This is a genomic window from Mucilaginibacter sp. GW821-FHT07H05, from assembly GCF_059418485.1.
In genome coordinates, this window is sequence record NZ_JBWKPY010000003.1 from 55,922 (window position 1) to 81,672 (window position 25,751).

Consider the following 25,751-nt stretch of genomic DNA (forward strand, 5'->3'; position numbering starts at 1 on the left):
CGAAGAGGCCCCTGCATGATGATGTAGGTCTGAAATGCATATCCGTTTTGCAACCGTGCGCAGGGTCCTCTCCGAGAGACCCTGCGAGGACAAAAAGCTTTTTGCTTTGCGCTTTAAACTTTCTGCCTCTGCACTACAAAAGCAAAGTATTTGGCGGATAACCGAAATGACTTTTAAACGCGTACGAGAAATGGGAGAGGTTCTCAAAACCAACTTCCATATATACATCTGTCGGCTTCCGCTGTTTTTCGGTGATTTGATAATGTGCCAGTTGTAACCTTTTTTCGGTCAGCCATTTTTGTGGCGTGGTGTGATAAATGGTTTTAAAATCACGCCTGAAGGTAGCCAGGCTGCGGCCGGTAAGGTAGCCAAAGCGGTCTAAAGGCATGTTAAACATATAATTGCGCTCCATAAAATCGCACAGGTTTATTTTACCGGGCTCTTCAAAATTGGATAATACGCCATCTATACTCGCGTCTGTTGATCTTAATATACTAATCGCTTCCTCAATTTTGATATTGGCTATAGCCGGCGGCAGGTTTTCGCCAAGGTCAAAATAATGGATCAGCGATGCCAGGCAGCTTTCCAGTAACGGATGTTTGTTAAAATGGTATACCTTTTGCAGCGGTTTTGATTTGCCCGTAGCTTTATTCCTCGAATAAAAATCCTTCAACCGTTCCTTGGTAAGGTGCATAGCCACGGCTTTATGCGGCAGGCCATATTTTGGGTAATTAATTATAGTAGCCAGCTGGTTACGCGGGATCAGGAAAATATCGCCGGCTTTAAATATAGAGATAGCATCGGCCTGGATAATTTTGGTTTCGCCCGAGATAAACCAAACCAGGATATGATGTTCAAACATCACCTCCGTTTTAAAGCACTTCCCTGTAAACAGTGAAAGCTTTATATCGGGGTTTATATATTGGGTTTCAAACTCCATAGTAGTAATGGTAAATTTATAAAAATAAAGCAAGCTGAACCTAAAGGCACGGCTTGCTTTATTGTTTACAGCACATTATTGAGCCGGGAACGATATGCCCAGCATTTCCTCGGTCAGCGCCCACAATCGTTGCGCATTCTCAGCATTTAACGAGTATGGTTGCACACCCCTTAACGATAAAGGATCATCATAACGGTGTTCTATATTTCCCTCATTAAGTTCGGCCACGTCGGCGTTTTCGCAATATACGCCGCCTATGCCATCAAGTTGCTGGCTGGTGGCGCACCAAACCGATGTTGCTGCACCCTGCTTCACGTTTTTAAGTTTAGCGGCAACTTCGGGCTTCAGGTTGCCATCTTCATCATGCGTACCCATTTGTATAAATAAGTTCACTGGTGCAACACGCCCCAAATCTGTACCAATTACCGCCCCCGGGTGTACCGAAAATGCCCGCACGTTGGAAGTTTTCCCGCGATGGTCAAGCTCTACCGTAAACAGGTTGTTGGCTGTTTTTGATTGGCCATAAGCCTGCAAAGTTTCGTAATCCCGGTTTATGAAATTTGGATCATCAAAGTTAAAAGGGGCAATTTGGTGGCCGTATGATGATAGGTTGACCACCCGGGCATCGCCACTTGCTTTTAAAGCCGGCCAAAGCCTGGCCGTAAGCTGAAAATGCCCTAAATGATTGGTGGCAAGCTGCGATTCGAAACCACGTGCATCACGCTCAAGCGGTACCCACATAATGCCGGCATTATTAATAAGGATATCTAACCGGCTGTTATTTGACAGGAATTCATCGGCAAAGGTGTTGATAGATCCCGGGTCGGTTAATTCCATTGGCATAATAGTGATATTATTTATGCCCATTAAGTTAGATGTTGCCTTGTGCGTATTACGGGCAGGCACTATTACTCTTGCGCCTGCAGCAGCCAAAGTTTTCACCGTTTCAAGGCCGATGCCAGCATATCCGCCGGTAACAATAGCCGTTTTGCCGGTAAGGTCAATCCCTGTAATAACATCGCTTACAGTAGATGCGGGGCCGAAGCCTGATTGAATGGGTTTTTGTAAAACCCCATTATAATTATCGTTTACTTTCATGATATTTATTTTTTAATACCACAAAAGTAGCGGCAATGTAAGCCGGGCGTTTTGTTTAAAACGTCAAAAAACTTTGTTTAAAACGTCAATTTATAATTGATTAATAATCGGCCGGGGGTATTAAACCTTTTCTTCAACTTTTAACTTTTGCAAGGGCAAACGCTTGCCATAACTCAATTGCCGCCAAATCCATTCTACCAAACCGTAGTTATAGCGCGATAGCCACCATTTGCTAAAGAACACTTGAACTATATAAATAGCTAATGCCAGGGCCAAATAAAACCAATATGGCATAGTACTGCTGAGGTGCAGGCCAACACCGCCGAAAACAAAGAAAGCGATAATGTTTTGCACCATGTAATTGGTCAGTGTCATCCGGCCGATATTCTCCATCGCGCGGAAAAATGCCTTCAGTTTATTGCTGATGTACAGCCAGCATAGCGCCGATGCAATACACACCATGGTAATAATAATGTACTGGTAACGGATATTATAGTATTTGTAAAAACTCCATTTCATTTTTTGGGCAATAGGGAAAAACGCCGATAATAAAATAAAGCCGATAAGCGTACACCAAAAAATCCTTTTTACCCATTTCTTATTATCAGGCAGGTTTTCGAAAAAGTTAATGCGTTGCGCGGCGAAACCCAACATAAAACACATTAATTGCACCAGGTGCACCATGTAAAGATATCCGGGCGATATCATTTCGCGGTACCATGTACCCAGCAGGTTAAATTTTACATTATCAAAAAAGTTTTTGCTATGATAAAGGGGTATCAGTTGGCTAAAATGTTTTTCGCCATCACTTTTAATTTTATAAACCCATGGCGTTAAAGCCGGAAGTGTTAAAAATAAAACAATAAAAATAACAAAGGCCGGTTTAGGTTTTATTTTATAAAACAGCATCATCACTAAACCCATAAAGGCATAATCCTTTAAAATATCGCCCCACCAAAAGCAGCAGTTTACAAAGGCTATTACAAATAACCAAAACATCCGCACCGTGAAAAACTTTACCGGGTTGTACCCCTTATCGGCAATATTGCGAATCAGCACCGCGAAGCCATAACCAAACAGCATGCTTAACATGGTCCATGATTTTGCCGCAAAAACTATCCAGCCTGTGTATTGTAAAACTGTGGTAAGTGTATCGGGCGTATAATTTTTAGGTGCTGTCCAGCCTACATCATGGTAATCAACATAATTCATCAGGCAAACGCCCAGCAGTGCCCAGCCACGCAGCATATCTATAATGGCAGTACGTTTTGATGGGGCTATAGGTTGTATTTGTTCGGCTGTCATTAAGTAAAAGTTAAATTGTGATGATTAAAGCTACTATTAATTATTCAAAATCAAAACGTTACAAAGCCGGTACTATAAAATAAGAAACCCGTTTACGGATTAACCATAAACGGGTTTTAAACATTAAAGTAAAAAAAGCCGACTACCAGCCTGAACCTTTTTTAGCGTTACCTGCTGCAATATGTGCCTCAGCAGAAGCTTTGCCTAAGATGGCGGCCATTTTGTTGCCTGCTGCGTCCATACCGGTTGCAATGTAGCGTCCTGATTTCACATCGATAACAGGATCAATCATTGGAACATTTTTAGTTTTGGTTTTTACTGAATAAGCGGTAATGCCGCCTGATGCTGCTGTTGCCATTGAATAATTTGTTTAGTTTTTAAGTGTTAACCGATTTATAGGTGATTTTGTTTATAAGCGATTTATAATTGGCTGTAAACAGCCACAATAATAACATATTGAAAAGAAATTAGCGTTTAGTTAAGTACAATACTTATCCACATTTTTAAGTTAATACACACTTTACATTGTAACTGGCATATATTCACCATTATGTGTAAAAAAACAAGGGTGTTTAAAGGGCATTTAATTGGGTTTTTATAGCGTAAATTAAAAGTTTATGTGTGTAACAGTTGCATAATTGGATAGTCTTAATTTTCAGTAAAGCTTATTTAAGCAGTATTTATATATTTTATAAACACATTTAAACCAAAAATTTATGGGATTTTTTAGCGCGGATGAACCTAAGAGCTATGAGATTGACGGCAAAAAGCTGTCGTGCCAGTTTTGTGCTCATACCACCTTCCACACCCGTAATGAACAATTACATACCCCAACAACTACTTTTTTAAACCTGGAGTGGACTGATAAAACAGCCACATGTTTTGTTTGCAGCAGTTGTGGCTACATCCATTGGTTTTTACGGTAGCATTAAACTATAACCCCAATTCAGGCGTAGTTAGCTAACGCTAATAAACAAAGGCTAATCAGACAAAAACCGATAAATAACTTGATCATAATATTTAGTTTGATATCCATATTGTAAATGCTTGATACAAATTTAAGGTAAGGCGGGGAACAATAAAATACGTAAACCACGTATTTTACTCCGTGAAAACACCCTAAAATCAAATCTGTGCAATTAAAGACATTCAAATTTAATTGTAAGCTGCACAAAGTTATCTTTGCAGCACATCACCTTTATGACAAAACAGCGGTATTTTTTCCTTGTCCTTATCCTGGGCTCGCTTACAGCGCTTAGCCCTTTTAGCATTGATATGTACCTGCCGGCCTTTGCCCAGATAGCAGGTGCCATGCATACCACGGTTGAGCAGGTGGGCCTGTCGCTCTCCAGTTATTTTATCGGCCTGGCGGCAGGGCAATTGTTATACGGCCCCCTGCTGGACAAGTATGGGCGTAAAAAACCTTTATATATTGGTTTATCGGTATATATACTGGCTTCGTTTGGTTGTTTATCGGCACAAAGTATAGATATGTTAATTGGTTTACGGTTTGTACAGGCCGTAGGCGGTTGTGCCGCGGGTGTAGCATCGGTAGCCATGGTGCGCGATTTGTTCCCGGTTAACGAGAACGCTAAAGTGTTTTCCCTGTTAATACTGGTGCTTGGCGCATCGCCTATGCTGGCGCCAACCATTGGCGGTTTTGTAACCGACGCGTTTAGCTGGCGCATCATATTCCTGATACTGGCTGTTATAGCAACGTTGATCACTGTGACTATAATATTTGCATTGCCCAGTAATTACGTCCCCGATAAAGACCTTTCCCTTAAGCCATTGCCTATTGTGATGGGTTTTTGGGATGTTTTAAAAGAACCGCAGTTTTACACCTACGCTTTTTCGGGCGCAATATCCTTTGCGGGCCTGTTCACCTATGTATCGGGCGCACCGGTAGTGTTTATGAAGATATATCATTTAAACGCTAAAGATTTTGGTTTGATATTCGCTGGTCTTTCAATTGGTTTTATCGGCTTCAGCCAGCTCAACAGTGTGCTGCTGAAAAAATTCAGCAGTGAGCAGATCGTCCCGGTGGCATTTGTGAGCCAGTTTATTTTTGCCACTCTGTTTTTAATTGGGGCGGCCGGCAACTGGCTGGGTTTACCCGCTGTTATTGCCATGATATTTTTGCAGCTATGCTGTATCGGGTTGATCAGTCCTAACGCATCAGCTTTGTCAATCGCGCCATTCTCAAAAAACGCGGGGACAGCCTCATCTTTATTAGGTGCCACCCAGTTAGGCTTAGGGTCGGTGGCTACTATCGGTATGAGTTCGTTCAACGTGGTAAATATGATACCGCTTTCCGCGGTAATGTGCGTGTCAGGGTTTTTAGCTTGCTCGGTCTATTTTATCGCGCGCAGGAATATTAAAAAGGCGGTAAGCTCCAGCGGGGGTGTTGTTGCCGGTCACTAAAACAGAAAAGCCGCATTTTGTGCGGCTTTTCTGTTTATAAACAACTTTCTAAATTGTCATTGCTGATGATATAAATCTTGAATCAGGCACCCTTCTTTAATTTTATACCACAGCCAATAGCCTTAGTTTTTGTCAGGCCTGGTTCGGTACCGGTAAGCAAAGCGTTAACCGCGTTTTGTACATATGGCGTACGGTTGGCATTGCTGCCTTCAGTGTCATCATCAATAGCGCCGATATATTTCACCACATTCCCCTTTGCTGTTTTTTGAAGGATGTACACAGTTGGCGTTGCCATGGCGCCGTAAGCCATAGTAATATCCTGGGTTTCATCTATTACATAGGGGAAAGTATACTGCTTTTCGGCAGCACGTTTTTGCATATTGGTGTACGAGTCACGCGGTTCCACAGCCGGGTCAGTAGGGCTGATGGCGATTACCGGATAACCTTTACCGGCATACATTTTATCCAGTTCCTTAATGCGGGCCTCGTAGGCCTGTGCGTAGGGGCAATGGTTGCAGGTAAAAACCACAATAAATCCTTTGGCATCCTTATAACCCGATAATGATACCATTTTGCCGTCCACATTTTTTAGTTTAAAATCGGTTGCCACATCACCCACCTTGTAGCCGTTGTCGGCCGTCCTGAAAGCTACTCCCGCAGCAGCTATCAGCAATAATGCAATTAACTTTTTCATGTTTGCTATTATTTATTGGTTTGATATAATTTGTTTAGTTCGGCGTAAGTAAATTCCTTTTCGTAAAAATGCTTAATTCCTCTTTTAGCGTTCACTATCAACGTAGCCGGCAGCGCGCCGCTCCAATTTTTATCTATGGCATCAATCCATTCCTGGTCGTTTTTGCGGCTGGCCAGGCAGGCTTCGGCAGTATACCGGTGTTTTTTAATAAAGGGGATCACCTCTGCTTTTAGCTTCGACGGAAAATCCATGCTGATCAACAGTACTTTCAGGGGTTGGTTTTGATAGGTTTTTTGCAGCTTTTCAAAGTTGGGTAACTCGGCTACACAGGGGCCGCACCAGGTTGCCCAAAAATTAACAACATATACGGTATCCCTATTGTTTAAACGTTTTTGCAGCTGCTGCATATCCATGGTTTTTACCTGGGCAAAACCGTTGGTCATCATCAATATTAAGCATACTGAAAGGATAGTGCGCATAAAATCAAGCCTTTAGCAGGGCCTATTCAAATTTAACGCTAAATTTCCGAAAAGTGTATCACCCTAAAGGGGTTAAGGTGCAATTTGCGAACTCACCGTAGCTATAACCGAGCCCGCCCTGGAGAAGTACTTATATAACGACGGATCTTTCAGCCTCACTACAATAACCCCGCGCTTGCTGCTGGCATGTACCACATAGCCGTTTTGGAGGTATACACCAACGTGACTGAATTTTTTTCCATCGAAATCAAAAAATACAAGGTCGCCTTCCTGCAGCTCGTCCTCGTATTTGCGCTTAATGGCGTTTACCTGCTGACTGGTCATGCGGGGGATATTCACATTATACACCTCCTGCTCCAACAATTGCACCAGGCCCGAGCAATCTACACCATCCTTATCCTGCCCGCCAAATTTGTAAGGGACACCCATCCACTGATCAATAAAAGCATAAAGCCGGCCGTTTTGGATATCGCCTTTATCTACATTCATCATCACTGCATACTTGTCGGCAATAAAACCTTGTGGTTTCACCACATCGCCGGGTGAGCCTTTTAATACGGCTTTTTTAGAGTGGCAGGCGGATATAATAGTAGCGGCAGATAACAACAAGAGGAATACGCGTAGCTTCATGCCATAAAAATAATGGAAGGAGGGGATGGGTGTAGGGGGATGTTTTTAACATATTAACAATACCTGTTAATTATATCATAGATTTGTATATTAGGATTGATTATCTGACCTTATATCATATTAATGCCAAAGAAATATTACTTTTTATTACTGTTGTGCTTTATATATTTTGACAGTAATGCGCAAAAAGACACCTTATTTGTCTACTTAACCAAAAGTGGCCGGTATATTAACAGTAAGGATTCTGCAGATATTGTGCGCAAGATTGTAAGGCCAAGAGGAGGGGATTCACTGTATTCAGTTTATGATTTTTATCCCAGCGGAAAAAATAAACTCATTAGTCATGCAAGTAAACCTGATGGTTCGGTATTACAAGGTTATACTGTAGAGTTTTACGAGAATGGAAACAAAAAAGGAGATGAGTTTTTTAAAGATGATGCCCTTATTGGCCAGTTAACGGCATATTACCCTAATGGGAAACTATATATTTCAGGTAGTTTTAATAACATGGGCATGCTCATTGTTAATCAGTGCAGAGATTCAATCGGAAATGTTTTAGCTACTGATGGCAATGGGGAAACATTGGAGTATGATGATGCTTATAAAAATATTATAAGTAGGGGGCGTGTAGAAAAAGGTATAAAAACTGGCAAATGGATTTATTTCCGGGGTATGTCATTATGGTATGCTTTATATTATAACCGGGGAGTTGCAACGTCTGGTATTGGTTATGATAGTATTGGTGTTGAGCACCCTTTTGTGGAGGCTGAAGAATCTGTAGGATATAAAGGAAATTCTGAAAGTGTTTTTAGCTTTATGCAAAGGAAAGTTAAGTACACAGATGAGGCTAAAAAAGCGAATATCAGAGGAAGTGTACACGTATCAATTACTATCGAAAAGAATGGCGCCCTTTCTAATGTTAAAGTAATTGAAGGGCTTGGATATGGGCTTGATGAGGAAGCGGTACGCGTTATTATGTTAACTTCAAAGTCGTGGCAGCCAGCAAAGCAATATGGCCTGCCTATACAAAAACAATTGACTTTGCCTGTGAATTTTGGATTAACAACATCACACAGCGCGTTTAAACTCAAACCCCAATAAACATTCATTAATATAAGCCATGGCAAAAAGTATAACTTATAGTATGATGAAATTAAAAGCAGCAGCATTTGCACTATGCTTGTTTATATCATTAACATCACACGCCCAAACCGATACCTTGGTATATTATCTCGATAATAATTTGCAATATCTGAATAGTAAAGAAGGAGCAGAGATTATCCGTATGGTGATTAAACCTCAAAAACCTGAAAAGTATTATACCGTTCATGATTTCTACGCAAATGGAAAAACAAGGTTAGTTACAAAATCGAGTAAGGATGATGGCTCTGTTTTTCAAGGATCATGTATATGGTATAATATTGAGGGTAAAAGGACGTTCATAGGCAATTTTAAAGACAATGTATTTATTGGTGCATTTACCAATTATCACATTAATGGAAGTATAAAAATAATTGGAAAATTTGAAGTAGGAAAAAGGCTATACATAGAAGAGTATAGAGACTCCGCAGGAGTTGTTTTAGCTAAAAACGGAAAAGGAAAAGGAATAGAATATTACGGGGCTCCACTATTATATGTAGATAGAGGACCAATTGAAAATGGGACCCAGGAAGGTGAATGGCATAGGACAAGAAACGACACATTGAAATGCACTTTCTTCTATCACAACGGAGATATCCAATCGGGTATTGGTTATGATGACAAGGGAAATGGATATCCGTTTACTTCTGTTAATGAAATGGCACGCTATAAGGGGGACTATATGGCTTTGTACGAATATATCAGGAATAAAGTGCTTATACCCAAAGAAGCTAAAAAAAATAATATAAGGGGAACCGTACAATTAAGTTTTATGGTTAAAACTGATGGTTCAGTTTCAGATATAGAAATTGTAAAAGGACTGGGCTATGGAATTGATGAGCAGGTTTTAACCCTTTTTAAACAAGCGGATCAACAATGGATCCCTGCTAAAAACTATGGTATACCTATTAACAATATCACTCAGTTCAGTATTGGGATAGGTAGGTGATCTAATTAACCTACACCAGCCCCAACGCCTTACTTGTCCTATCCCGCGTTTCATTACTTAGCGCAGCATCCTTAGCTAAAGATTCCCCGTACGATGGGATCATTTCTTTAAGTTTAGACTGCCATTCGGGCGTTTTAGCCTGTGCTTTAAAGCAACGCTCGATGAGCTGGATCATGATAGGGACGGAGGTTGAGGCACCCGGCGATGCGCCCAACAGCGCGGCAATGCTGCCATCGGCGGCGGTAACTACTTCGGTGCCAAACTCTAACACGCCGCCGCGTTTGGCGTCTTTCTTAATCACCTGTACACGCTGACCGGCTATTTCCAGGTGCCAGTCTGCTTTATTGGCGTTAGGGTAATAATCGCGTAAAGCATTCAGGCGATCGTCAGGCGATTGCATTACCTGGCTGATGAGGTAACGGGTAAGCGGAATATTATCGATGCCGGCAGCCATCAGCGCGCGGATATTGTTCAGTTTAATAGAGCCAAATAAATCCCAAAGTGAGCCTTGTTTCAGGAAACGGGTGCTGAAGCCCGCGTATGGCCCGAATAATAGCGAACGCTTGCCATTAATAATACGTGTATCCAAATGCGGAACCGACATAGGCGGCGAACCAACCGATGCTTTGCCGTAAACCTTGGCCTGGTGCTGTTTAATAATATCGGGGTTGTTGCAAACCAGCCATTGCCCGCTTACCGGGAAACCGCCGAAGCCCTTACTTTCGGGTATACCCGATTTTTGCAGCAGGGGCAAAGCGCCGCCGCCGGCGCCGACAAATACAAATTTGGCGTTCAGTTTACGCTTGTTGCCGCTTGTTTTATCCTTTACGGTTACCCGCCAGCCTCCGTTTTTTGTACGTTTAATATCGGTTACATCATGATTAAGATGGACATTATAACCAGAGTTAGCTTTCGCTATGTTGATCAGGTCTTTAGTCAGCGCGCCAAAGTTTACATCGGTGCCGATATCCATTTTATTGGCCGATACCTTTTCGTTTGCATCACGGCCCTGCATTACCAACGGCATCCATTTGTTCAATACTGCCGGGTCTTCCGAATACTCCATGCCACTAAAAAAGTGGTTTTTACTTAATGCTTCGTACCGTTTTTTAAGGTAAGATACATTATCATCTCCCCAAACAAAACTAATGTGCGGAACGGTGGTAATAAAGGTTTTAGGATCTTTAATATATTGTTTATCAATTAAATATGCCCACAACTGTTTGGAAATTTCAAACTGGTCGGCAATTTTAATGGCCTTGCTGATGTCAACAGAACCGTCGGGCAATTGGGGGGTATAATTCAGTTCGCAAAAAGCCGAGTGCCCGGTACCCGCGTTATTCATGGCGTCGCTACTTTCGGCAGCCATTACATCAAGCCTTTCAAAAAGCTCAATCTTCAGGTCGGGCTGCAATTCTTTCAGCATAAACCCTAAGGTGGCGCTCATAATGCCCGCACCAATTAAAACAACGTCAACATCTGTATTCAGGCCGCTAGTACTCATCTTATTATTATAGTGGTAACACGTATTTAGCGTGCAATTTTTACGGTTTCAGCAAAGGTAATCATCCGGCGAATGCCGTGCGATCATATTCCGCGAATTATCGGCAAGTTTAAGGATTTTTTTTGTAAAGGCAATTTGGATATTGTCAAAACACTAAGCCCTGCATTCATCCCAGCCTATATTTTACAAAATTTAATGTGCAGGCGTCTCTTTGTTTGCTTTGCGGATGGATGCGCGGGCAATTAACTGTGTTTCCAGGGTCTCGGTCACAAATTCGGTAACAGGTCTTTTGCTTTCTATCAGATTGATCAGCATTTCTGTCGCTATCTGCCCAATCTGGAAAGCCGGCTGGCGCACCACCGTCAGCGGCGGATCAAATAACTCGGCTACGTCGCTATTCGTAAAACCGGCAATAGCGATATCATCCGGTACACGTAAGCCCAGTTTTTTAAGGATATACAGGCAATTAGTGGTTAGCCTGTCGCTGGTAATAAACAGGGCTTCGGGCTTATCGCTCAAGTTCAGCAGTTCCTGTATCGTTGCTTCCACTTCGTGCTGTATCATGCCGCCATGATTACAATGTTTCAGGTATTCGGGGTTAAATTGGATGCCATGTTTTTCTAATGCAGCTTTATAACCATTTAGCCGCTCCTTGCTGATGAGCAGGTTGTACGAATTGGTTAAATGGGCAATTTTAGTATAGCCGGTTTCAATCAGCAGTTCGGTAGCCTCAAATGCCCCCTTAAAATTATCTACGGTTACTTTGTGGGTCTCGATACCGGGCGCTACGCGGTCGAAAAACACAATAGGGAAGCCCTTATCATGCAAATACTGGTAATGGCTCAGGTCGGTAGTCTCGGCTGATAAGGAAACCAGCAAGCCATCCACATGCCTGGAGATCAGGTGCTGCACATTGGCCGTTTCGCGCGCGTAGCTTTCGTGTGTTTGGGTAATAATAACGTGATAACCGCGGTTGTAGGCGATGGATTCGATACCGTTAATAGCCTGCGAAAAGTAATTGTTGGCCACTTCGGCAACTACTACGCCAAGGGAATGGCTTTTTTGCTCCTTTAAGCTTAACGCGATAGGGTTGGGGCGGTAGTTTATTTTTTCGGCATATTCCAGCACCAGTTTTTTGGTTTCGGCGCCAATTTCATAACTGCCATTTAAAGCCCTTGATACGGTGGATGTAGATAATCCAAGCGCTTTAGCAATATCCTTTATAGTATACGATTCGAACATTTGTACCGCTAAAGTAGCATTTTAATCATAAATATCGGTCCGTAAATTTTATGCAAACGTTTCCGGGAACGATTGCATGAATTTAATCAGCGATAAACTTTTTTTATTTAGCAGGAGTCCTTAACCTTGTCTTGTAATCTATTAATATAACGCACAATCGATTACAGAGCCAATTTATAATTAACAAATAAAGTTTTTCCAGAATTATATGCTGTTTGCCCGCATGCGCTGGTTTGTGGTATGTATTAAATTTTTACAAGAGCTTAATGTTATAAACCAATTTAAATTATGAATAAATTTTTACTTCAATTATGCTTATTGCTGTTTCTATGCGGAACGGCATCGGCGCAAACCCGGCAAATTACCGGCCAGGTAACGGAGAAAGGGAGCAAGGATCCGATCCCGGCTGCTACCGTACAGATCAAAGGAACATCAGGCGGCACACAAACCGACCTGAGCGGTAATTTTAAAATGAATGTACCGGCAAGTGGTACAGTTGTGCTGGTTATCCGGTCTGTTGGTTATAAATCAATAGAGGTAGCGGTACCTGCCGGGCAAACAAGTGTATCTGCAACGCTTACTATAGAGGCACAGCAATTGAGCGAAGTTGTAGCCATTGGTTACGGTACTGTAAAAAGGGGCGACCTGGCAGGTTCAGTAACTTCAATAGGGGCTAAAGACTTAAGAGATAACCCCAGCAACTCGTTAGCTGAAGCTATGGAAGGTAAACTGGCGGGCGTACAGATCACCGTATCGCAAGGAGCGCCGGGTTCAGACGCTGATATTAACATTCGCGGGCGTAACTCTATTACCCAAAGCGGATCGCCATTATTTATTGTTGACGGTGTACAGGTTGAAAACGCCTTAAATGTTTTAGCACCGCAGGATATCGCATCTATCGACGTTTTAAAGGATGCCGCATCAACAGCAATTTATGGTGCGCGTGGTTCAAATGGTGTAGTATTAATTACTACCAAAGGCGGCAAAAATACCAACGGAAAATTCACGGTTACTTATAATGCTAACGCGGGTATTCAAAAACTGGCTAATAAATTATCGGTAATGAACCCGTATGATTTTGTTGAATACCAGTACGAGCGTTTCCGTTTAACCGGCGACTCGGCTTCGTTATCCAGGTTTACCCGCTTAGGCAGCAACTTTGATACCATTAAAAACTATCGTAACGTCCCCTTTGTCGATTGGCAACAAGTGATGTTTGGCCGTAAAGCTGTGCAGCAAACACATAACTTAAGTTTAAGCGGCGGTACCGATAAAACGCAGTATAATTTAAGCCTTACCGAGGATGCGCAACAGGGCATTTTAATCGGGTCTGATTTTAACAGGCAGGTATTAAACTTCCGTTTAGATCAAACCGTTTCTAATAAATTTAAAATAGGCTTTAACGCCCGTTATAATAACAGGGTTATCAATGGCGCCGGTACATCGGATGTTGGTGGTTCGGGTTCAAACAACCTTCGCCAGATCGTCCGTTATACCCCATTTTTACAGCCCGGCAAGGATCTGGATGATTATGATGCTTTCCAAACGCTTACGCTAAACCCGGGCAATGGTTTGGCATTAACTAATCCATTAGCCTTAATCCCAGCTATTTACCGCAGAAACGCAACCAACGTTTTAAACCTAAATGGTAACGTTACTTATAATGTGGTAAAAAACCTGTCTATCAAATCGTTAATATCGTACGATGTCAGCAATGCACAGAACAAGGCTTTTGATGACACGATTACTTCAAACGCGCGGGCTTATAATACCATGCCTGTGTTAAGTATAACAACCGGGCAAACTGTTACTATTAATAATTCTAATACGATTAGTTATAATAATGGCGCTTTCCTTAAGTCAAAAGGCGCGCTGAACGTTTTAGTAGGCCAGGAAACTTATCAAACCAATGCCAAGGCCAGTTATTTAGAATTAAGGTATTTCCCGGCAGGTATTACACAGGAGCAGGCATTTGCCAACTTAAACCTGGCAGCTGCCCCGGCGGGTGCAAGCGAACCGCCACCTACTTCATCTGAAGTACCTGTGCATAATCTTTCTGTTTTTTCGAGGCTTAACTTTACCTGGGATAACAAATACATCGTATCGGGTACTTTTCGTGCAGATGCCAGTTCGATATTTGGCCCTGCAAAAAAATGGGGTTACTTCCCATCAGGTTCATTTGCCTGGAAGGTTACCGAAGAAAGTTTCATGAAGAAACAGCAATTATTATCCGAGTTAAAACTAAGGGTAAGTTATGGTACCGCGGGTAATAACCGTATCACACCATTCTCGTACCTGCAAACGTTAACCACCGGCAAGCCATATTATTTAAATGATGTGCTGGTTGGCGGCGTGGGCCCAACAACTTTATTAGGTAACCCGCTGCTGCAATGGGAAACGTTAATTTCAAAAAACTTGGGTGTTGATATGGGCTTTTTAAATGGCCGTATCCAGGCATCTATCGATGTTTATGATAATGTAACCAGCAAACTGCTGATCAGCAATAAGATCCCGACTAATACCGGTGAAACCGACCAATTTCAAAACGTAGGTTCAACCGAAAATAAAGGTTTGGAGTTCCAGATATCTGCAGCTGTGATCAGGAGCAAGAAATTTACATGGAATGCTAACTGGAATATCTCATTTAACCGTAATACTATTAAAAGCTTAGGCCAGGTAAACTCATTTACCCAAAACTCAGGTTGGTTTAGCGCCTCAAACGCAAACCCCGACTTTTTAGTTAAAGTTGGCGAGCAGGTTGGTACCATGTACGGCTTGGTAAACGATGGCTATTACAAAACATCCGATTTTAATACAACCGCTTATAGCAATGCTGCCCTTCCGTTTGCAACAACGCAATATACTTTAAAAGCTGGCATCCCAACCAGCCTTACGCTGGCCCAGCCGGGGAGTATGAAGTTTGTTGACCAGAATGGTGATTTAAAAATTGACGCGAGCGACTACGTAGTTATCGGCCATGCATTACCTAAGTTTATTGGCGGCTTAAACCAAAGCTTTACCTACGGTAACTTTGATATGAGCGTTACCATGAACTACTCGTATGGTGGCAATGTATTTAATGATAACAAAATGGAGTTCACCAGCGGTTACTCAAACGGAGCTAACTTATTATCCATTTTTAACGATCGCTGGCACTATGCCAATCCAACAACCGGCGCACGTACACAGGCCACAGTTGGTACAGTTGTAGTAGGTGCAGCGCCCGATGTATTGAATGCGATTAACCCTGACCCCAAATACTGGTACCCCGGCACTGGTGTTGAGTATAATCAGCCACAATCATTTGCTGTTGAAAGCTCTTCATACCTGAGATTAAATACACTAACTGTAGGTTACAGCCTGCCAAAAAGTGTAACCAGTAAATTAAAAATAGCTAACTTGCGTGTATACGCCACAGGCACCAATATAGCTACCATTACAGGTTATTCAGGTTACGATCCGGAAGTTAGCGTAAGGCGCTCATCACCATTAACCCCAAATGTTGATTACTCCGCTTATCCTAAAAGTCGTACCTATTTCTTAGGTCTTAATGTTACATTTTAACAGTAAACTATATTAAAATGAAAAATATAATTTTAAAAACAAGGATCCTGATAGCTGTTATAGCAGTAGCTATTGGTTTTGTGTCCTGCAAAAAATATTTGTCGCCGGCACCACTATCCTCTTTTGATAATAGCCTGGTTTTTGGCAATAGTGTGTTTTTTGCTAAAAGCGCGGTAATGGGGGCTTATAATAACCTTGCCGGCGATTATGGATATGGTATCCGTATCAGCATGTACTATCCATACGATAGCGACGAAATGATGGGTGCCGGCGGTACTACTGATGACGGCGAACGCCGGAATATTTCACGTTATTATTTATTTCCATCCAATACACAATTAGCGCCGGTTTACAACCAATCTTATTCAGGTATCGAAAGGGCTAATATCTGCATTGATAATATCCCCAAAATGGATTTGTATACAACAGGGTCTACCCAGGTAAAAGGTCAGCTAAAACGCTTGTATGGCGAAGCTTTAACCCTGAGGGCCCAGTATTATTTTGAACTGGTACGTAACTTTGGCGATGTGCCCGAGCAGCGTGTACCATCGGCCCAGCTAACAAACTTATATTTACCTAAAACAGATCGCGACACGATTTACAATCATATCCTGGCCGATTTGCTGCAGGCCGAAAGCCTGGTGCCATGGAGAACAGAATTAGGTGCTATTGGCGATGTGGCCGATGAGCGGATCACAAAAGGAACTGTTAAAGGTTTAAGGGCGCGTATCGCGATGTTCAGAGGTGGTTATTCTTTAAGGAGAGCTACAACTACCATGGAACGCCGTGCTGATTATAAAACTTATTATCAGATAGCTTTGCAGGAATGTACCGAATTGATGGCAAGGAGAGATCAGCATACCCTAAACCCAAGCTATAAATCGGTTTGGAAAGATTACGTATGCGGGCATAACGCCAACGACCCAAGCGGCGAACTGATGTTCCAGGTAGCAATGGGCGGTTCAACTGCATCAACCGATAGTAAATTAGGTACGTATAATGGCACCAAGTTTGGTTCGGTTGGCGGTGGTGCCCTAACCATTTTGCCTACTTATTTCTACATGTTCGATTCAACCGACGTAAGGCGTGATGTAGTATCGGTACCTTATGAAACCAATACCGACCTGCTAACCCGTAAAGGCCACGCGATAAATGCGATAACTGATGGTAAATGGCGCAAGGAATGGTTAACCAACCCCACATTTACAGCCGGTTCATCCGCCGCTAACCTGGGCTTAAACTGGGTGATCCAGCGCTTTTCAGACATACTACTGATGTATGCCGAAGCTGATAATGAACTAAATAATGGCCCGTCCGCTGCAGATATTGCCGCTGTTAAAGAAGTAAGTCAGCGTGGGCATGGTGGTAACGCGGCATTGGTGCCAACCATTCCAACTGATAAAGACGGTTTCTTTAAATTTATTGTAAGGGAGCGTATGCTGGAGTTTGGCAGCGAGGCTGTACGTAAGTACGACCTGATCCGGTGGAACCTGTTAACTACAGCCATTAACGAAACAAAAGCTAACCTGGCTAATATGGGGGCAACAACTCCGGTTGCTATAACCCCGCCAAGTTATATGGCTCCGCCACCGGCATATTGCCTGGTAGCCACCCTGCCTAAGTTTATGTACTCTATCAATACATCAACAGCCGATGATTCAAAAATATTTTTGAATTCGTTATACAAGCCGGCTACAACAACGGCGCCAACCGGTACCACTAAACTCAACTGGTTAGGTTCATCGGGTATTAACTCCACATTTACAACGGTTTTCGCTTATGCTTACAAGCAAAACCACAGCGAGTTGCTGCCATTAGCTACAGCCACCTTAACAGCTAATTACGCGCTGACACAAGATTATGGCTATTAATTTAAACTAAGGATAAAAAAGGGGCTGCCGTTTGGCGGCCCCTTTTTTTATCTATGATAATATATTTAACAGGGACGGGTAATTGTTTATAAATTTAAACATGCCTTATTGAAAATATACGATGTTTATACCCTTGTTGGCGGGAACGATTGCATAGATTTTGTTGGCGATATCCTTTTTTAATCTGTTAGTAGTGCTTAATCTTGCTAAACAAACATGACGGACAAGGAGAGCGATATGCTTTACAATAGTCTAATTTGCATCGATAAACCCAAATGCTTATAAAATTTTGAATACCATGAAGAAGCTTTTAAACAGGAAATATTTGTTATGCTGTATTTTAAGTATCAGTATCATTGGCCTTTTTGCTTTTACATTACAACCACCCAACATTACTGTTTACCTGGCCGGCGATTCTACCATGGCCGATAAGGAAGTTAAAGCCTATCCCGAAACAGGTTGGGGAATGCCGTTCAAAGCTTTTTTTAATAATACAGTTACGGTAGCCAATATTGCCAAAAACGGGCGCAGCACCAAAAGCTTTATCAACGAAGGTTTGTGGCAATCCATCACCGATAAATTAAAACAGGGCGATTATGTACTGATCCAGTTTGGCCATAATGATGAGGTGCCTACCAAGGCATCGGCCACTACCGAAGTACAATTTCATGATAACCTGCTGCGCTTTGTAAATGAAACCCGTGCTAAACAAGCCGTACCCGTACTGATCACTCCCGTAGCACGCCGTAAATTTGATGCTGCGGGCAATATCGTGGGCACACATGAGGTATATTCCGAGATCATCCGCAAGCTGGCTGCCGATCAAAAGGTACCATTGATAGATTTAGATAAGGAAAGCAAGGCCTTGCTGCAAACCATGGGAGTGGAAAACTCAAAATTCCTGTATAACTATTTGCAACCCGGCGAAAACCCTAATTACCCTGACGGACGGGGAGACGATACCCACTTTAGCGAGTTTGGCGCCCGTAAAATGGCACAGATTGTATTGGCTGATATCCGGGCTTTAAAACTGGAATTAGCCGATCGTATCGTTATCGGCACCAATAAACCAAACGTACCACCTGCTGCAAAATGAAGAAGCTGCTGATATACCTGTTTGCTTTAATTAGCTGCGCAAATGTATACCCTCAAAAGCGTGTAATTGTAGCTTTAGATGGCAGCGGCGATTTTAAAACGGTGCAGGCTGCTTTCGACGCCGTAACCGCCGGGAAGAATAAACCTGTTGAGATATTTGTAAAGAAAGGGATCTATAAAGAACGCCTGGTATTAGATTCTACCAAAACCTTTGTTACACTTACTGGCGAAGATAAAGATCAAACCATATTAACTTACAATAACCATGTAGGGATGCCGCCGGTTAACGGGCAGAATACGAGTACCCCCGGTTCGGCCTCATTTTTTATTTATGCCGCTAATTTTACAGCCCGCAATATTACGTTTCAAAATGATGCGGGGTTTACTGCCGGGCAAGCCGTGGCTGTAAATGCTAATGGCGATCAGTTAATATTTGACAATTGTCGTTTTATTGGTTTCCAGGATGTTTTATTAACCTCGGGCCAAAATAGCCGGCAATACTATAACAAATGCTATATCGAGGGCACTACCGACTTTATCTTTGGCCCTGCAACCTGTGTTTTTCAGGATTGTGTTATCTACAGTAAAAAAAACTCGCACGTAACTGCCGCCAGCACTCCGCAGGACAAGCCATACGGTTATGTGTTTTTTGATTGCAGGTTAACAGGAGATACAGCCCTGCATATGGTATCATTAGGCAGGCCCTGGCGGCCTTATGCTGCTGTAGCTTATATCCGCTGTAATATAGGCAGCCATATTAAACCTGAAGGTTGGGCTAACTGGAACCAGACCGAAAGCTATAAAACCGCGCGATACAGCGAATATAAAAATACAGGCGCGGGTGCAAACCCGGCTGGCCGGGTAACCTGGGCACGTCAGTTAACCGATGAAGAAGTAAAAGCATATACATTGAAAAATATACTGGGCGGTAATGATAACTGGGACCCCAGGAAAGCGTTAAAATGAGGGAAATGATGAAAGCGGGGTTTAGTAAAATATTGCTGATGGTTTGTTTTTGCCTGTTGATTACGGCAGGTGCCCGCGCTCAGGACTTTATCCCGATATGGCCCGAAAATAATATCCCTAATTCCAATCACCTTAAATTAACGGACAGCATAGCTAACGAGCGCATTTACCGGGTAATGCTGCCGGGCATGTACGCCTTTTTTCCGGGTAAGCAAGAGAATAAAGGGGTGGCCGTGGTTATTTGCCCGGGCGGCGGGTACGAGCGGCTGGCTTATGTAGTAAGCGGCTTGCAATTAGCCAAATGGTTTAATACCATGGGCATTACGGCATTTGTGCTTAACTATCGCCTGCCAAACTCGCCTGATTTAAAACAGCGCGAGACAGGCCCATTAATGGATGCCCAGCGCGCTATCAGGTATATCAGGGCAAACGCTGCGCGGTGGGGTATAGATCCCGCTAAAATTGGCATCATGGGCTCGTCATCAGGCGGCCATCTGGCAGCATCGGCAGGTACCATCGATGATGATGTATCGGCCCTTAAAGATAGCCTTGATAAGATATCCTTTAAACCCAACTTCCTGATACTGGTATCGCCGGTAATTGATCTGAGCACAGCCTATGCCCATACCGGCAGCCGTAAAAACCTGTTGGGGCCAAATGTTACTGATAAACTGGCTAAAAAATATTCCCTGCAACTGCAGGTAACTCCCACCACACCGCCTTGCTTTATAGTGGATGCCATCAATGATAAAACGGTTAACCCGATGAATAGCCTGCTGTTTTACCAGGCCCTGCTGCAAAATAATGTACCGGTCAGCTTTCATGCTTTTCCGCAAGGGGCGCATGCCATTGCCTTGCGCAATAATCCGGGCTCAACGGGTTTGTGGACTACCCTGTGCGAGGCCTGGCTGAACGAGATGGGTTTTATAAAAGACATTGTACCTGACAAAAGATAATACTAAACACTAACCATGAAGATAAACATCAAAACACAAATTTGCCTCGGCCTTTTATTAGGTGCCTGCGGCTTAACTGCATCCGCTCAGCAAAAGGAATACTCGTGGACCAACCTGCCTAAAATTGCGCAGCCGGTATTTAAAAAAGATACTTTCAATATTTTAAAATATGGCGCTAAGCCCGATGGTATTACGCTGAACACTAAAAGCATCAACAACGCTATTAATGCCTGCAGCGCCAAAGGCGGCGGTGTGGTACTAATTCCGCAGGGATTGTGGATAACAGGGCCCATTGTATTAAAGAGCAATGTAAACCTGCATGTAAGCCGCGCTGCCATGCTGCAGTTTACCGATGATAAAAGCCAGTATCCGCTGGTAGAAGGTAATTATGAAGGCCACCCTTCGCCGCGCAACCAGTCGCCTATATCAGGTACTAACCTGGTCAATATCGGCGTTACCGGCGATGGGGTTATTGATGGGGCAGGCGAAGTATGGCGTGCTATTGGTAAAGACAGGCTAACCGAAAGCGAATGGAAGGCAAAAGTTGCATCTGGCGGCGTGGTGAGCGAGAACGGCAAAACCTGGTACCCGTCTGCAAGCTTTGTGAAAGGGATGAATGATAAGGAAGCCATTTATCTTAAACCGGGCAAATCATTGTCCGATTATCAGGATATGAAAGATTTCTTTCGCCCTAACATGGTGGTACTGACGAATTGTAAGAAAGTATTGCTGCAAAGTGTTACGGTACAAAACTCACCGGCCTGGTGCCTGCATACCTTATTATGCGAAGACCTGACCGTGCGCAATGTACGGGTACGTAATCCGTGGAACGCCCAAAATGGCGATGCGCTGGATGCAGAATCGTGCAGGAACGTACTGATAGAAGGTAATACTTTTGATGCGGGCGATGATGGCATCTGCATTAAATCTGGCCGCGACGCGGAAGGCCGTAAACGCGGCAAACCAACCGAAAATGTAATAGCGCGTAACAACATAGTTTACCGTGCGCATGGCGGCTTTGTTATTGGCAGCGAAATGAGCGGCGGGGCTAAAAATATCTTTGTAAGTGATTGTACTTTCATCGGTACCGATATCGGCCTGCGTTTTAAAACAACCCGTGGCCGTGGTGGTGTGGTAGAGAAGATCTACGTGAAAAACATCAGCATGAAAGATATTTTGGGCAGCGCCATATTGTTTGATATGTACTACGGTGGTAAATCTGTTGCCGAAGGTGAAGGTGGTAAAACGATAGCGGTTAAAACCTATGCAGCCGATGTTACCACGCCACAGTTTAAAGATTTTTATGTAAGCAACGTGGTTTGCAATGGCGCGGGTAGCGGTTTACTGATCAGGGGTTTACCCGAAATGGCCATTAAAGGGATCCATCTTGAAAATGTGGTGCTGAAAACTACCAAAGGTGCCGAAATATCTGAAGCCAGCGATATCACCCTTAAAAATGTAACTTTTGAATGTAAGGATACCAAACCGGTAATTATAGTAGAGAACAGCAGCAATGTTAAATTGGATGGCATCAGGTATACCAATAATGCCGATGTACTGTTCAGCGTTACCGGCGACCGCAACAAGGACATTATGGTAACCAATACCGATGCGTCTAAAGCGAAAAACAAAGTAGAATTTAAAGCGGGTGCCGATAGTAAAGCCATCATTATAAAATAAGCAGATGAAGAAATTGATGCTATTGTTTTCCGGATTAGTATTGGCGGCTGCAATACAGGCGCAGCCAATTACTAAGGTATTTACAAAGATCACGGTGGCACAGGATGGCAGCGGCGATTTTAAAACCATCCAGGAGGCTATTAATAACGTGCGCGATTTGGGAAAGGAGCAGGTGCCTATCTATATCAAAAATGGGATCTATCACGAAAAACTGGTTATCCCGTCATGGAAAACGCATATCTCGTTAATAGGCGAGGATAAGGATAAAACCATCATCACCAATAATGATTATTCGGGGAAGCCGGTGCCGGGTGGCAAGGATGCTTTCGGCCGCGATAAAATGTCTACCTACACTTCCTACACTGTACTGGTAGCCGGTGACAATTTTGTAGCCGAAAACCTGACCATTGAAAATACAGCCGGCAGAGTAGGCCAGGCGGTAGCATTGCACGTGGAGGGCGACCGTTGCATGATTAAAAACTGTAAACTTTTGGGTAATCAGGATACACTTTACACGGCCACGGGTAGTTCGCGCCAGTTATATCAGGATTGCTATATTGAAGGTACAACCGATTTTCTGTTTGGTGAGGCTACCGTTGTTTTTCAGCGCTGTACGATAAAAAGTTTGGCCGATTCTTACATCACAGCGGCGGCTACAACTCAATTGCAAACCTACGGATATGTACTGTTGGATTGCAAGCTGATAGCCGATGATGTAGTAAAAAAAGAGTTTTTGGGGCGTCCGTGGCGGTCGTATGCCAAAACGGTTTATATCCGTACCGAAATGGGCAGCCATATCCTGCCCGAAGGCTGGAACCCCTGGAAAGGTGATAACATGTTTCCCGATAAGGAAAAGACAGCTTACTATGCCGAGTACAAAAGCACAGGGCCGGGAGCCAACCCTAAAGCAAGGGTGGCCTGGTCGCACCAGTTGACGGCGCAGGAAGCTAAAAAATATACGGTTAAAAATATTTTAAGCGGCCAGGATCATTGGGATCCGGAGGGTAAATAGGGTAGAGGTATTGTAACAGGAAAATAACTATGTTGATGAATTTAATCAGGATACAACAGGACGGTTAGCTTATGGATAAATATAACCTTTGAAATATATTGATATAATTATTCCGGCAACGTTGCCGGGAACGATTGCACAGTTATTTACCGTCCAAACCTGATTTAAGAATAAAAAACTTATTAAAATTGCTTCAAATTAGCGTTTTAAAACAACCAATTATTTAATAAAATAAGAGCGCTCATGCCGAAAGCCAGAGTGCCGGATAAAGTTTATCGGAACAAAAAACATTTATAAATGAGAAAGATATTTTTGTTATGCCTGTTAACCAGTCTTGTTATACAAGCAGCTACAGCCCAGGAAAAACCCTACTCGCAGCGTATGGCCGCTACCGCCATGAAGTTATGGAGCGATACCTCGTCAAAAGTTAAATGGACTTATGACCAGGGGGTGATTATGAGAGGTATTGAAGGCGTTTGGAAGCAAACCGGCGACCGCATGTATTTTGCATATATTCAAAACTATTTAGATCATCTGATTGCAGCCGATGGGACTATCAAAGGCTATAAAAAAGAGGATTATAATATTGATAATGTATTGAGCGGCCGTTCGGTGCTGCTGCTTTATAATGTATTAGGATCTGAAAAGTACTATAAGGCTGTTAATATCCTGCGCGATCAGCTCAAATCGCAACCGCGTGTACCCGAAGGTGGTTTTTGGCACAAGCAAAGGTATCCAAACCAAATGTGGCTGGATGGCCTGTACATGGGCGAACCCTTTTATGCCGAATACGCCAACGCTTTTGGCGAAACCGCCGATTTTGATGATATCACCAGCCAGTTTATCCTGATGGAGAGCCGCGCGCGCGATGCCAAAACCGGCTTGCTGTACCATGCCTGGGATCAAAGCAAAAAAGAAAGATGGTCTAACCCTAAAACCGGTCTTTCGCCTCATTTTTGGGGCCGCGCTATGGGTTGGTATGCTATGGCTATTGTTGATGTGCTGGATCAGTTACCGGCTAACCATCCTAAGCGCCCTGCACTGTTGGCCATTGTTAACCGCCTGGCAGCCGCTATCCAAAAATACCAGGACCCAAAATCGGGGGTGTGGTACCAGATATTGAATATGCCTACCGGGAAGGGTAACTACCTCGAAGCATCAGCATCGTGCATGTTTGTTTACGCGTTGGCTAAAGGTGTAAGGCAGGGTTATATTCCTGCAACTTACAAGGCGGTAACTCAAAAGGCCTACCAGGGCATTATCAAACAATTTATCAGCGTTGATGCCGATGGTCAAACTAACCTGAACGGTACGGTAAGCGTAGCCGGCTTAGGCGGCAACCCATACCGCGATGGCAGCTACGAGTATTATCTGAGCGAGAAGGTAATTACCAATGATCCTAAAGGTGTCGGCGCTTTTATACAGGCTTCGGTTGAGATGGAGCGTTTGGCTAACCTGTCGGCTGCTAAAGGCAAAACGGTATTGCTGGATAGCTATTTTAATGATGAGCATCTGAAAGAAAAATTAACCGGCCGTACCGTATCCTTCCATTACAAATGGGAAGAAATGGATAATAACGGTTTCTCCCTGTTCGGTCATATTTTTAATAACTACGGCTTCAAAACACAAACACTATATACCGCGCCTACGGCTGATAATTTAAAGAAAGCATCGGTATATATCATTGTTGATCCTGATATTCCTAAAGAAAACCCCGATGCCAAATACATTGAAGCACCGCATATTAAAGCAATCAGCGATTGGGTAAAAGCGGGCGGCGTGCTGCTGGTATTTAATAACGATACCGGCAATGCCGAGTTTAAACACCTGAATAACTTGATGGCCAAATTTGGCATGCAGTTTAACCTGGATAGCCGTAACCATGTAACTACGCCGCATTTTGAAACCGGGGCTATAGCGATACAGCCCGGTAACCCTATTTTTAAAACGGCCAAAAAGATCTATATCAAAGAGATCAGCACATTTAAAATTAAACACCCGGCTGTTTCGGCATTAACGGATAACGGTGATATTATTATCACTACGGCCAAATATGGTAAGGGCACCGTGTTTGCCGTTGGCGACCCATGGTTTTACAATGAATATACCGACGGACGCAAACTACCGGCTGATTATGATAACTACAAAGCAGCCGATGACCTGGTGAAATGGGTGGCTAAACAATTGGCTGTAAAAAAATAA

The 25,751-nt window shown here is 43.2% G+C and carries 21 protein-coding genes; 12 read left to right on the forward strand and 9 right to left on the reverse strand.

The genetic code is table 11. The annotated features are described in order from the left end of the window. Positions 1-133 precede the first annotated feature (133 nt). From AC07M6_RS08075 to AC07M6_RS08090, 4 genes are all read right to left on the reverse strand, one after another. Entirely contained in the window at positions 134-940 is an 807-nt protein-coding gene (locus AC07M6_RS08075; RefSeq protein WP_494888494.1) for a helix-turn-helix domain-containing protein, read from the reverse strand. Between the two features lie 75 nt (positions 941-1,015). Next, a complete protein-coding gene (locus tag AC07M6_RS08080) occupies positions 1,016-2,038 on the reverse strand; it encodes an SDR family NAD(P)-dependent oxidoreductase (RefSeq protein ID WP_494888495.1) in 1,023 nt (340 codons plus the stop codon). Between the two features lie 120 nt (positions 2,039-2,158). After that, entirely contained in the window at positions 2,159-3,343 is a 1,185-nt protein-coding gene (locus tag AC07M6_RS08085; protein ID WP_494888496.1) for a DUF418 domain-containing protein, read from the reverse strand. Between the two features lie 142 nt (positions 3,344-3,485). Continuing rightward, positions 3,486-3,701, reverse strand: a complete 216-nt coding sequence (locus AC07M6_RS08090; RefSeq protein ID WP_494888497.1) for a hypothetical protein — start codon at positions 3,699-3,701, stop codon at positions 3,486-3,488. 358 nt (positions 3,702-4,059) lie between these two features. Here AC07M6_RS08090 and AC07M6_RS08095 point away from each other — a divergent pair, with 358 nt between their 5' ends. Both AC07M6_RS08095 and AC07M6_RS08100 read left to right on the forward strand, forming a co-directional pair. Continuing rightward, positions 4,060-4,269 carry a hypothetical protein gene (locus AC07M6_RS08095; protein ID WP_494888498.1) on the forward strand — a complete coding sequence of 70 codons (210 nt, stop codon included), beginning with the start codon at positions 4,060-4,062 and terminating at the stop codon, positions 4,267-4,269. Between the two features lie 274 nt (positions 4,270-4,543). Continuing rightward, a complete protein-coding gene (locus tag AC07M6_RS08100; RefSeq protein WP_494888499.1) occupies positions 4,544-5,767 on the forward strand; it encodes a multidrug effflux MFS transporter in 1,224 nt (407 codons plus the stop codon). 82 nt (positions 5,768-5,849) lie between these two features. Here AC07M6_RS08100 and AC07M6_RS08105 read toward each other — a convergent pair whose 3' ends face one another. From AC07M6_RS08105 to AC07M6_RS08115, 3 genes are all read right to left on the reverse strand, one after another. Beyond that, positions 5,850-6,461: a thioredoxin family protein gene (locus AC07M6_RS08105; RefSeq protein ID WP_494888500.1), complete on the reverse strand. Its 612-nt coding sequence runs from the start codon at positions 6,459-6,461 to the stop codon at positions 5,850-5,852. 8 nt (positions 6,462-6,469) lie between these two features. Further along, a complete protein-coding gene (locus AC07M6_RS08110) occupies positions 6,470-6,940 on the reverse strand; it encodes a TlpA disulfide reductase family protein (protein ID WP_494888501.1) in 471 nt (156 codons plus the stop codon). Between the two features lie 72 nt (positions 6,941-7,012). Further along, positions 7,013-7,570 (reverse strand): C40 family peptidase, encoded by a 558-nt coding sequence (locus AC07M6_RS08115; RefSeq protein ID WP_494888502.1) that lies wholly within the window; start codon positions 7,568-7,570, stop codon positions 7,013-7,015. A gap of 123 nt (positions 7,571-7,693) precedes the next feature. Between AC07M6_RS08115 and AC07M6_RS08120 the strand changes: the two genes are divergently transcribed. Both AC07M6_RS08120 and AC07M6_RS08125 read left to right on the forward strand, forming a co-directional pair. Continuing rightward, positions 7,694-8,671 (forward strand): TonB family protein, encoded by a 978-nt coding sequence (locus AC07M6_RS08120; RefSeq protein ID WP_494888503.1) that lies wholly within the window; start codon positions 7,694-7,696, stop codon positions 8,669-8,671. Positions 8,672-8,690: 19 nt separating this feature from the next. After that, positions 8,691-9,659, forward strand: coding sequence for a TonB family protein (locus AC07M6_RS08125; RefSeq protein WP_494888504.1), 969 nt, complete (start codon positions 8,691-8,693; stop codon positions 9,657-9,659). 10 nt (positions 9,660-9,669) lie between these two features. On the opposite strand, the gene AC07M6_RS08130 is transcribed toward AC07M6_RS08125, so the two are convergent. Both AC07M6_RS08130 and AC07M6_RS08135 read right to left on the reverse strand, forming a co-directional pair. Continuing rightward, positions 9,670-11,163 (reverse strand): malate:quinone oxidoreductase, encoded by a 1,494-nt coding sequence (locus AC07M6_RS08130; protein WP_494888505.1) that lies wholly within the window; start codon positions 11,161-11,163, stop codon positions 9,670-9,672. Positions 11,164-11,355: 192 nt separating this feature from the next. Next, on the reverse strand, positions 11,356-12,405 hold the full coding sequence (locus AC07M6_RS08135; RefSeq protein ID WP_494888506.1) for a LacI family DNA-binding transcriptional regulator: 1,050 nt from the start codon (positions 12,403-12,405) through the stop codon (positions 11,356-11,358). Between the two features lie 288 nt (positions 12,406-12,693). On the opposite strand from AC07M6_RS08135, the gene AC07M6_RS08140 reads away from it, so the two are divergent. From AC07M6_RS08140 to AC07M6_RS08175, 8 genes are all read left to right on the forward strand, one after another. Further along, a complete protein-coding gene (locus AC07M6_RS08140; protein ID WP_494888507.1) occupies positions 12,694-15,969 on the forward strand; it encodes a SusC/RagA family TonB-linked outer membrane protein in 3,276 nt (1,091 codons plus the stop codon). Positions 15,970-15,986: 17 nt separating this feature from the next. Continuing rightward, positions 15,987-17,840: a RagB/SusD family nutrient uptake outer membrane protein gene (locus AC07M6_RS08145; RefSeq protein WP_494888508.1), complete on the forward strand. Its 1,854-nt coding sequence runs from the start codon at positions 15,987-15,989 to the stop codon at positions 17,838-17,840. A gap of 298 nt (positions 17,841-18,138) precedes the next feature. Beyond that, entirely contained in the window at positions 18,139-18,936 is a 798-nt protein-coding gene (locus tag AC07M6_RS08150) for a rhamnogalacturonan acetylesterase (protein ID WP_494888509.1), read from the forward strand. Then, positions 18,933-19,901: a pectinesterase family protein gene (locus AC07M6_RS08155; protein WP_494888510.1), complete on the forward strand. Its 969-nt coding sequence runs from the start codon at positions 18,933-18,935 to the stop codon at positions 19,899-19,901. Before AC07M6_RS08150 ends, AC07M6_RS08155 begins: the two co-directional genes overlap by 4 nt. A 5-nt stretch (positions 19,902-19,906) precedes the next feature. After that, the gene (locus tag AC07M6_RS08160) at positions 19,907-20,857 is read left to right on the forward strand and encodes an alpha/beta hydrolase (protein ID WP_494888511.1); all 951 of its coding nucleotides are present in this window, start codon (positions 19,907-19,909) and stop codon (positions 20,855-20,857) included. A gap of 15 nt (positions 20,858-20,872) precedes the next feature. Next, positions 20,873-22,537, forward strand: coding sequence for a glycoside hydrolase family 28 protein (locus AC07M6_RS08165; protein ID WP_494888512.1), 1,665 nt, complete (start codon positions 20,873-20,875; stop codon positions 22,535-22,537). Between the two features lie 4 nt (positions 22,538-22,541). Next, positions 22,542-23,549, forward strand: a complete 1,008-nt coding sequence (locus AC07M6_RS08170; protein WP_494888513.1) for a pectinesterase family protein — start codon at positions 22,542-22,544, stop codon at positions 23,547-23,549. 297 nt (positions 23,550-23,846) lie between these two features. After that, positions 23,847-25,751: a glycoside hydrolase family 88 protein gene (locus AC07M6_RS08175; RefSeq protein ID WP_494888514.1), complete on the forward strand. Its 1,905-nt coding sequence runs from the start codon at positions 23,847-23,849 to the stop codon at positions 25,749-25,751.

Bases quoted from the DNA above. Each gene is read 5' to 3' on its own strand.
- AC07M6_RS08075 (WP_494888494.1), bottom strand. From the start codon at position 940: ATGGAGTTTGAAACCCAATATATAAACCCCGATATAAAGCTTTCACTG.
- AC07M6_RS08080 (WP_494888495.1), bottom strand. From the start codon at position 2,038: ATGAAAGTAAACGATAATTATAATGGGGTTTTACAAAAACCCATTCAA.
- AC07M6_RS08085 (WP_494888496.1), bottom strand. From the start codon at position 3,343: ATGACAGCCGAACAAATACAACCTATAGCCCCATCAAAACGTACTGCC.
- AC07M6_RS08090 (WP_494888497.1), bottom strand. From the start codon at position 3,701: ATGGCAACAGCAGCATCAGGCGGCATTACCGCTTATTCAGTAAAAACC.
- AC07M6_RS08095 (WP_494888498.1), top strand. From the start codon at position 4,060: ATGGGATTTTTTAGCGCGGATGAACCTAAGAGCTATGAGATTGACGGC.
- AC07M6_RS08100 (WP_494888499.1), top strand. From the start codon at position 4,544: ATGACAAAACAGCGGTATTTTTTCCTTGTCCTTATCCTGGGCTCGCTT.
- AC07M6_RS08105 (WP_494888500.1), bottom strand. From the start codon at position 6,461: ATGAAAAAGTTAATTGCATTATTGCTGATAGCTGCTGCGGGAGTAGCT.
- AC07M6_RS08110 (WP_494888501.1), bottom strand. From the start codon at position 6,940: ATGCGCACTATCCTTTCAGTATGCTTAATATTGATGATGACCAACGGT.
- AC07M6_RS08115 (WP_494888502.1), bottom strand. From the start codon at position 7,570: ATGAAGCTACGCGTATTCCTCTTGTTGTTATCTGCCGCTACTATTATA.
- AC07M6_RS08120 (WP_494888503.1), top strand. From the start codon at position 7,694: ATGCCAAAGAAATATTACTTTTTATTACTGTTGTGCTTTATATATTTT.
- AC07M6_RS08125 (WP_494888504.1), top strand. From the start codon at position 8,691: ATGGCAAAAAGTATAACTTATAGTATGATGAAATTAAAAGCAGCAGCA.
- AC07M6_RS08130 (WP_494888505.1), bottom strand. From the start codon at position 11,163: ATGAGTACTAGCGGCCTGAATACAGATGTTGACGTTGTTTTAATTGGT.
- AC07M6_RS08135 (WP_494888506.1), bottom strand. From the start codon at position 12,405: ATGTTCGAATCGTATACTATAAAGGATATTGCTAAAGCGCTTGGATTA.
- AC07M6_RS08140 (WP_494888507.1), top strand. From the start codon at position 12,694: ATGAATAAATTTTTACTTCAATTATGCTTATTGCTGTTTCTATGCGGA.
- AC07M6_RS08145 (WP_494888508.1), top strand. From the start codon at position 15,987: ATGAAAAATATAATTTTAAAAACAAGGATCCTGATAGCTGTTATAGCA.
- AC07M6_RS08150 (WP_494888509.1), top strand. From the start codon at position 18,139: ATGAAGAAGCTTTTAAACAGGAAATATTTGTTATGCTGTATTTTAAGT.
- AC07M6_RS08155 (WP_494888510.1), top strand. From the start codon at position 18,933: ATGAAGAAGCTGCTGATATACCTGTTTGCTTTAATTAGCTGCGCAAAT.
- AC07M6_RS08160 (WP_494888511.1), top strand. From the start codon at position 19,907: ATGATGAAAGCGGGGTTTAGTAAAATATTGCTGATGGTTTGTTTTTGC.
- AC07M6_RS08165 (WP_494888512.1), top strand. From the start codon at position 20,873: ATGAAGATAAACATCAAAACACAAATTTGCCTCGGCCTTTTATTAGGT.
- AC07M6_RS08170 (WP_494888513.1), top strand. From the start codon at position 22,542: ATGAAGAAATTGATGCTATTGTTTTCCGGATTAGTATTGGCGGCTGCA.
- AC07M6_RS08175 (WP_494888514.1), top strand. From the start codon at position 23,847: ATGAGAAAGATATTTTTGTTATGCCTGTTAACCAGTCTTGTTATACAA.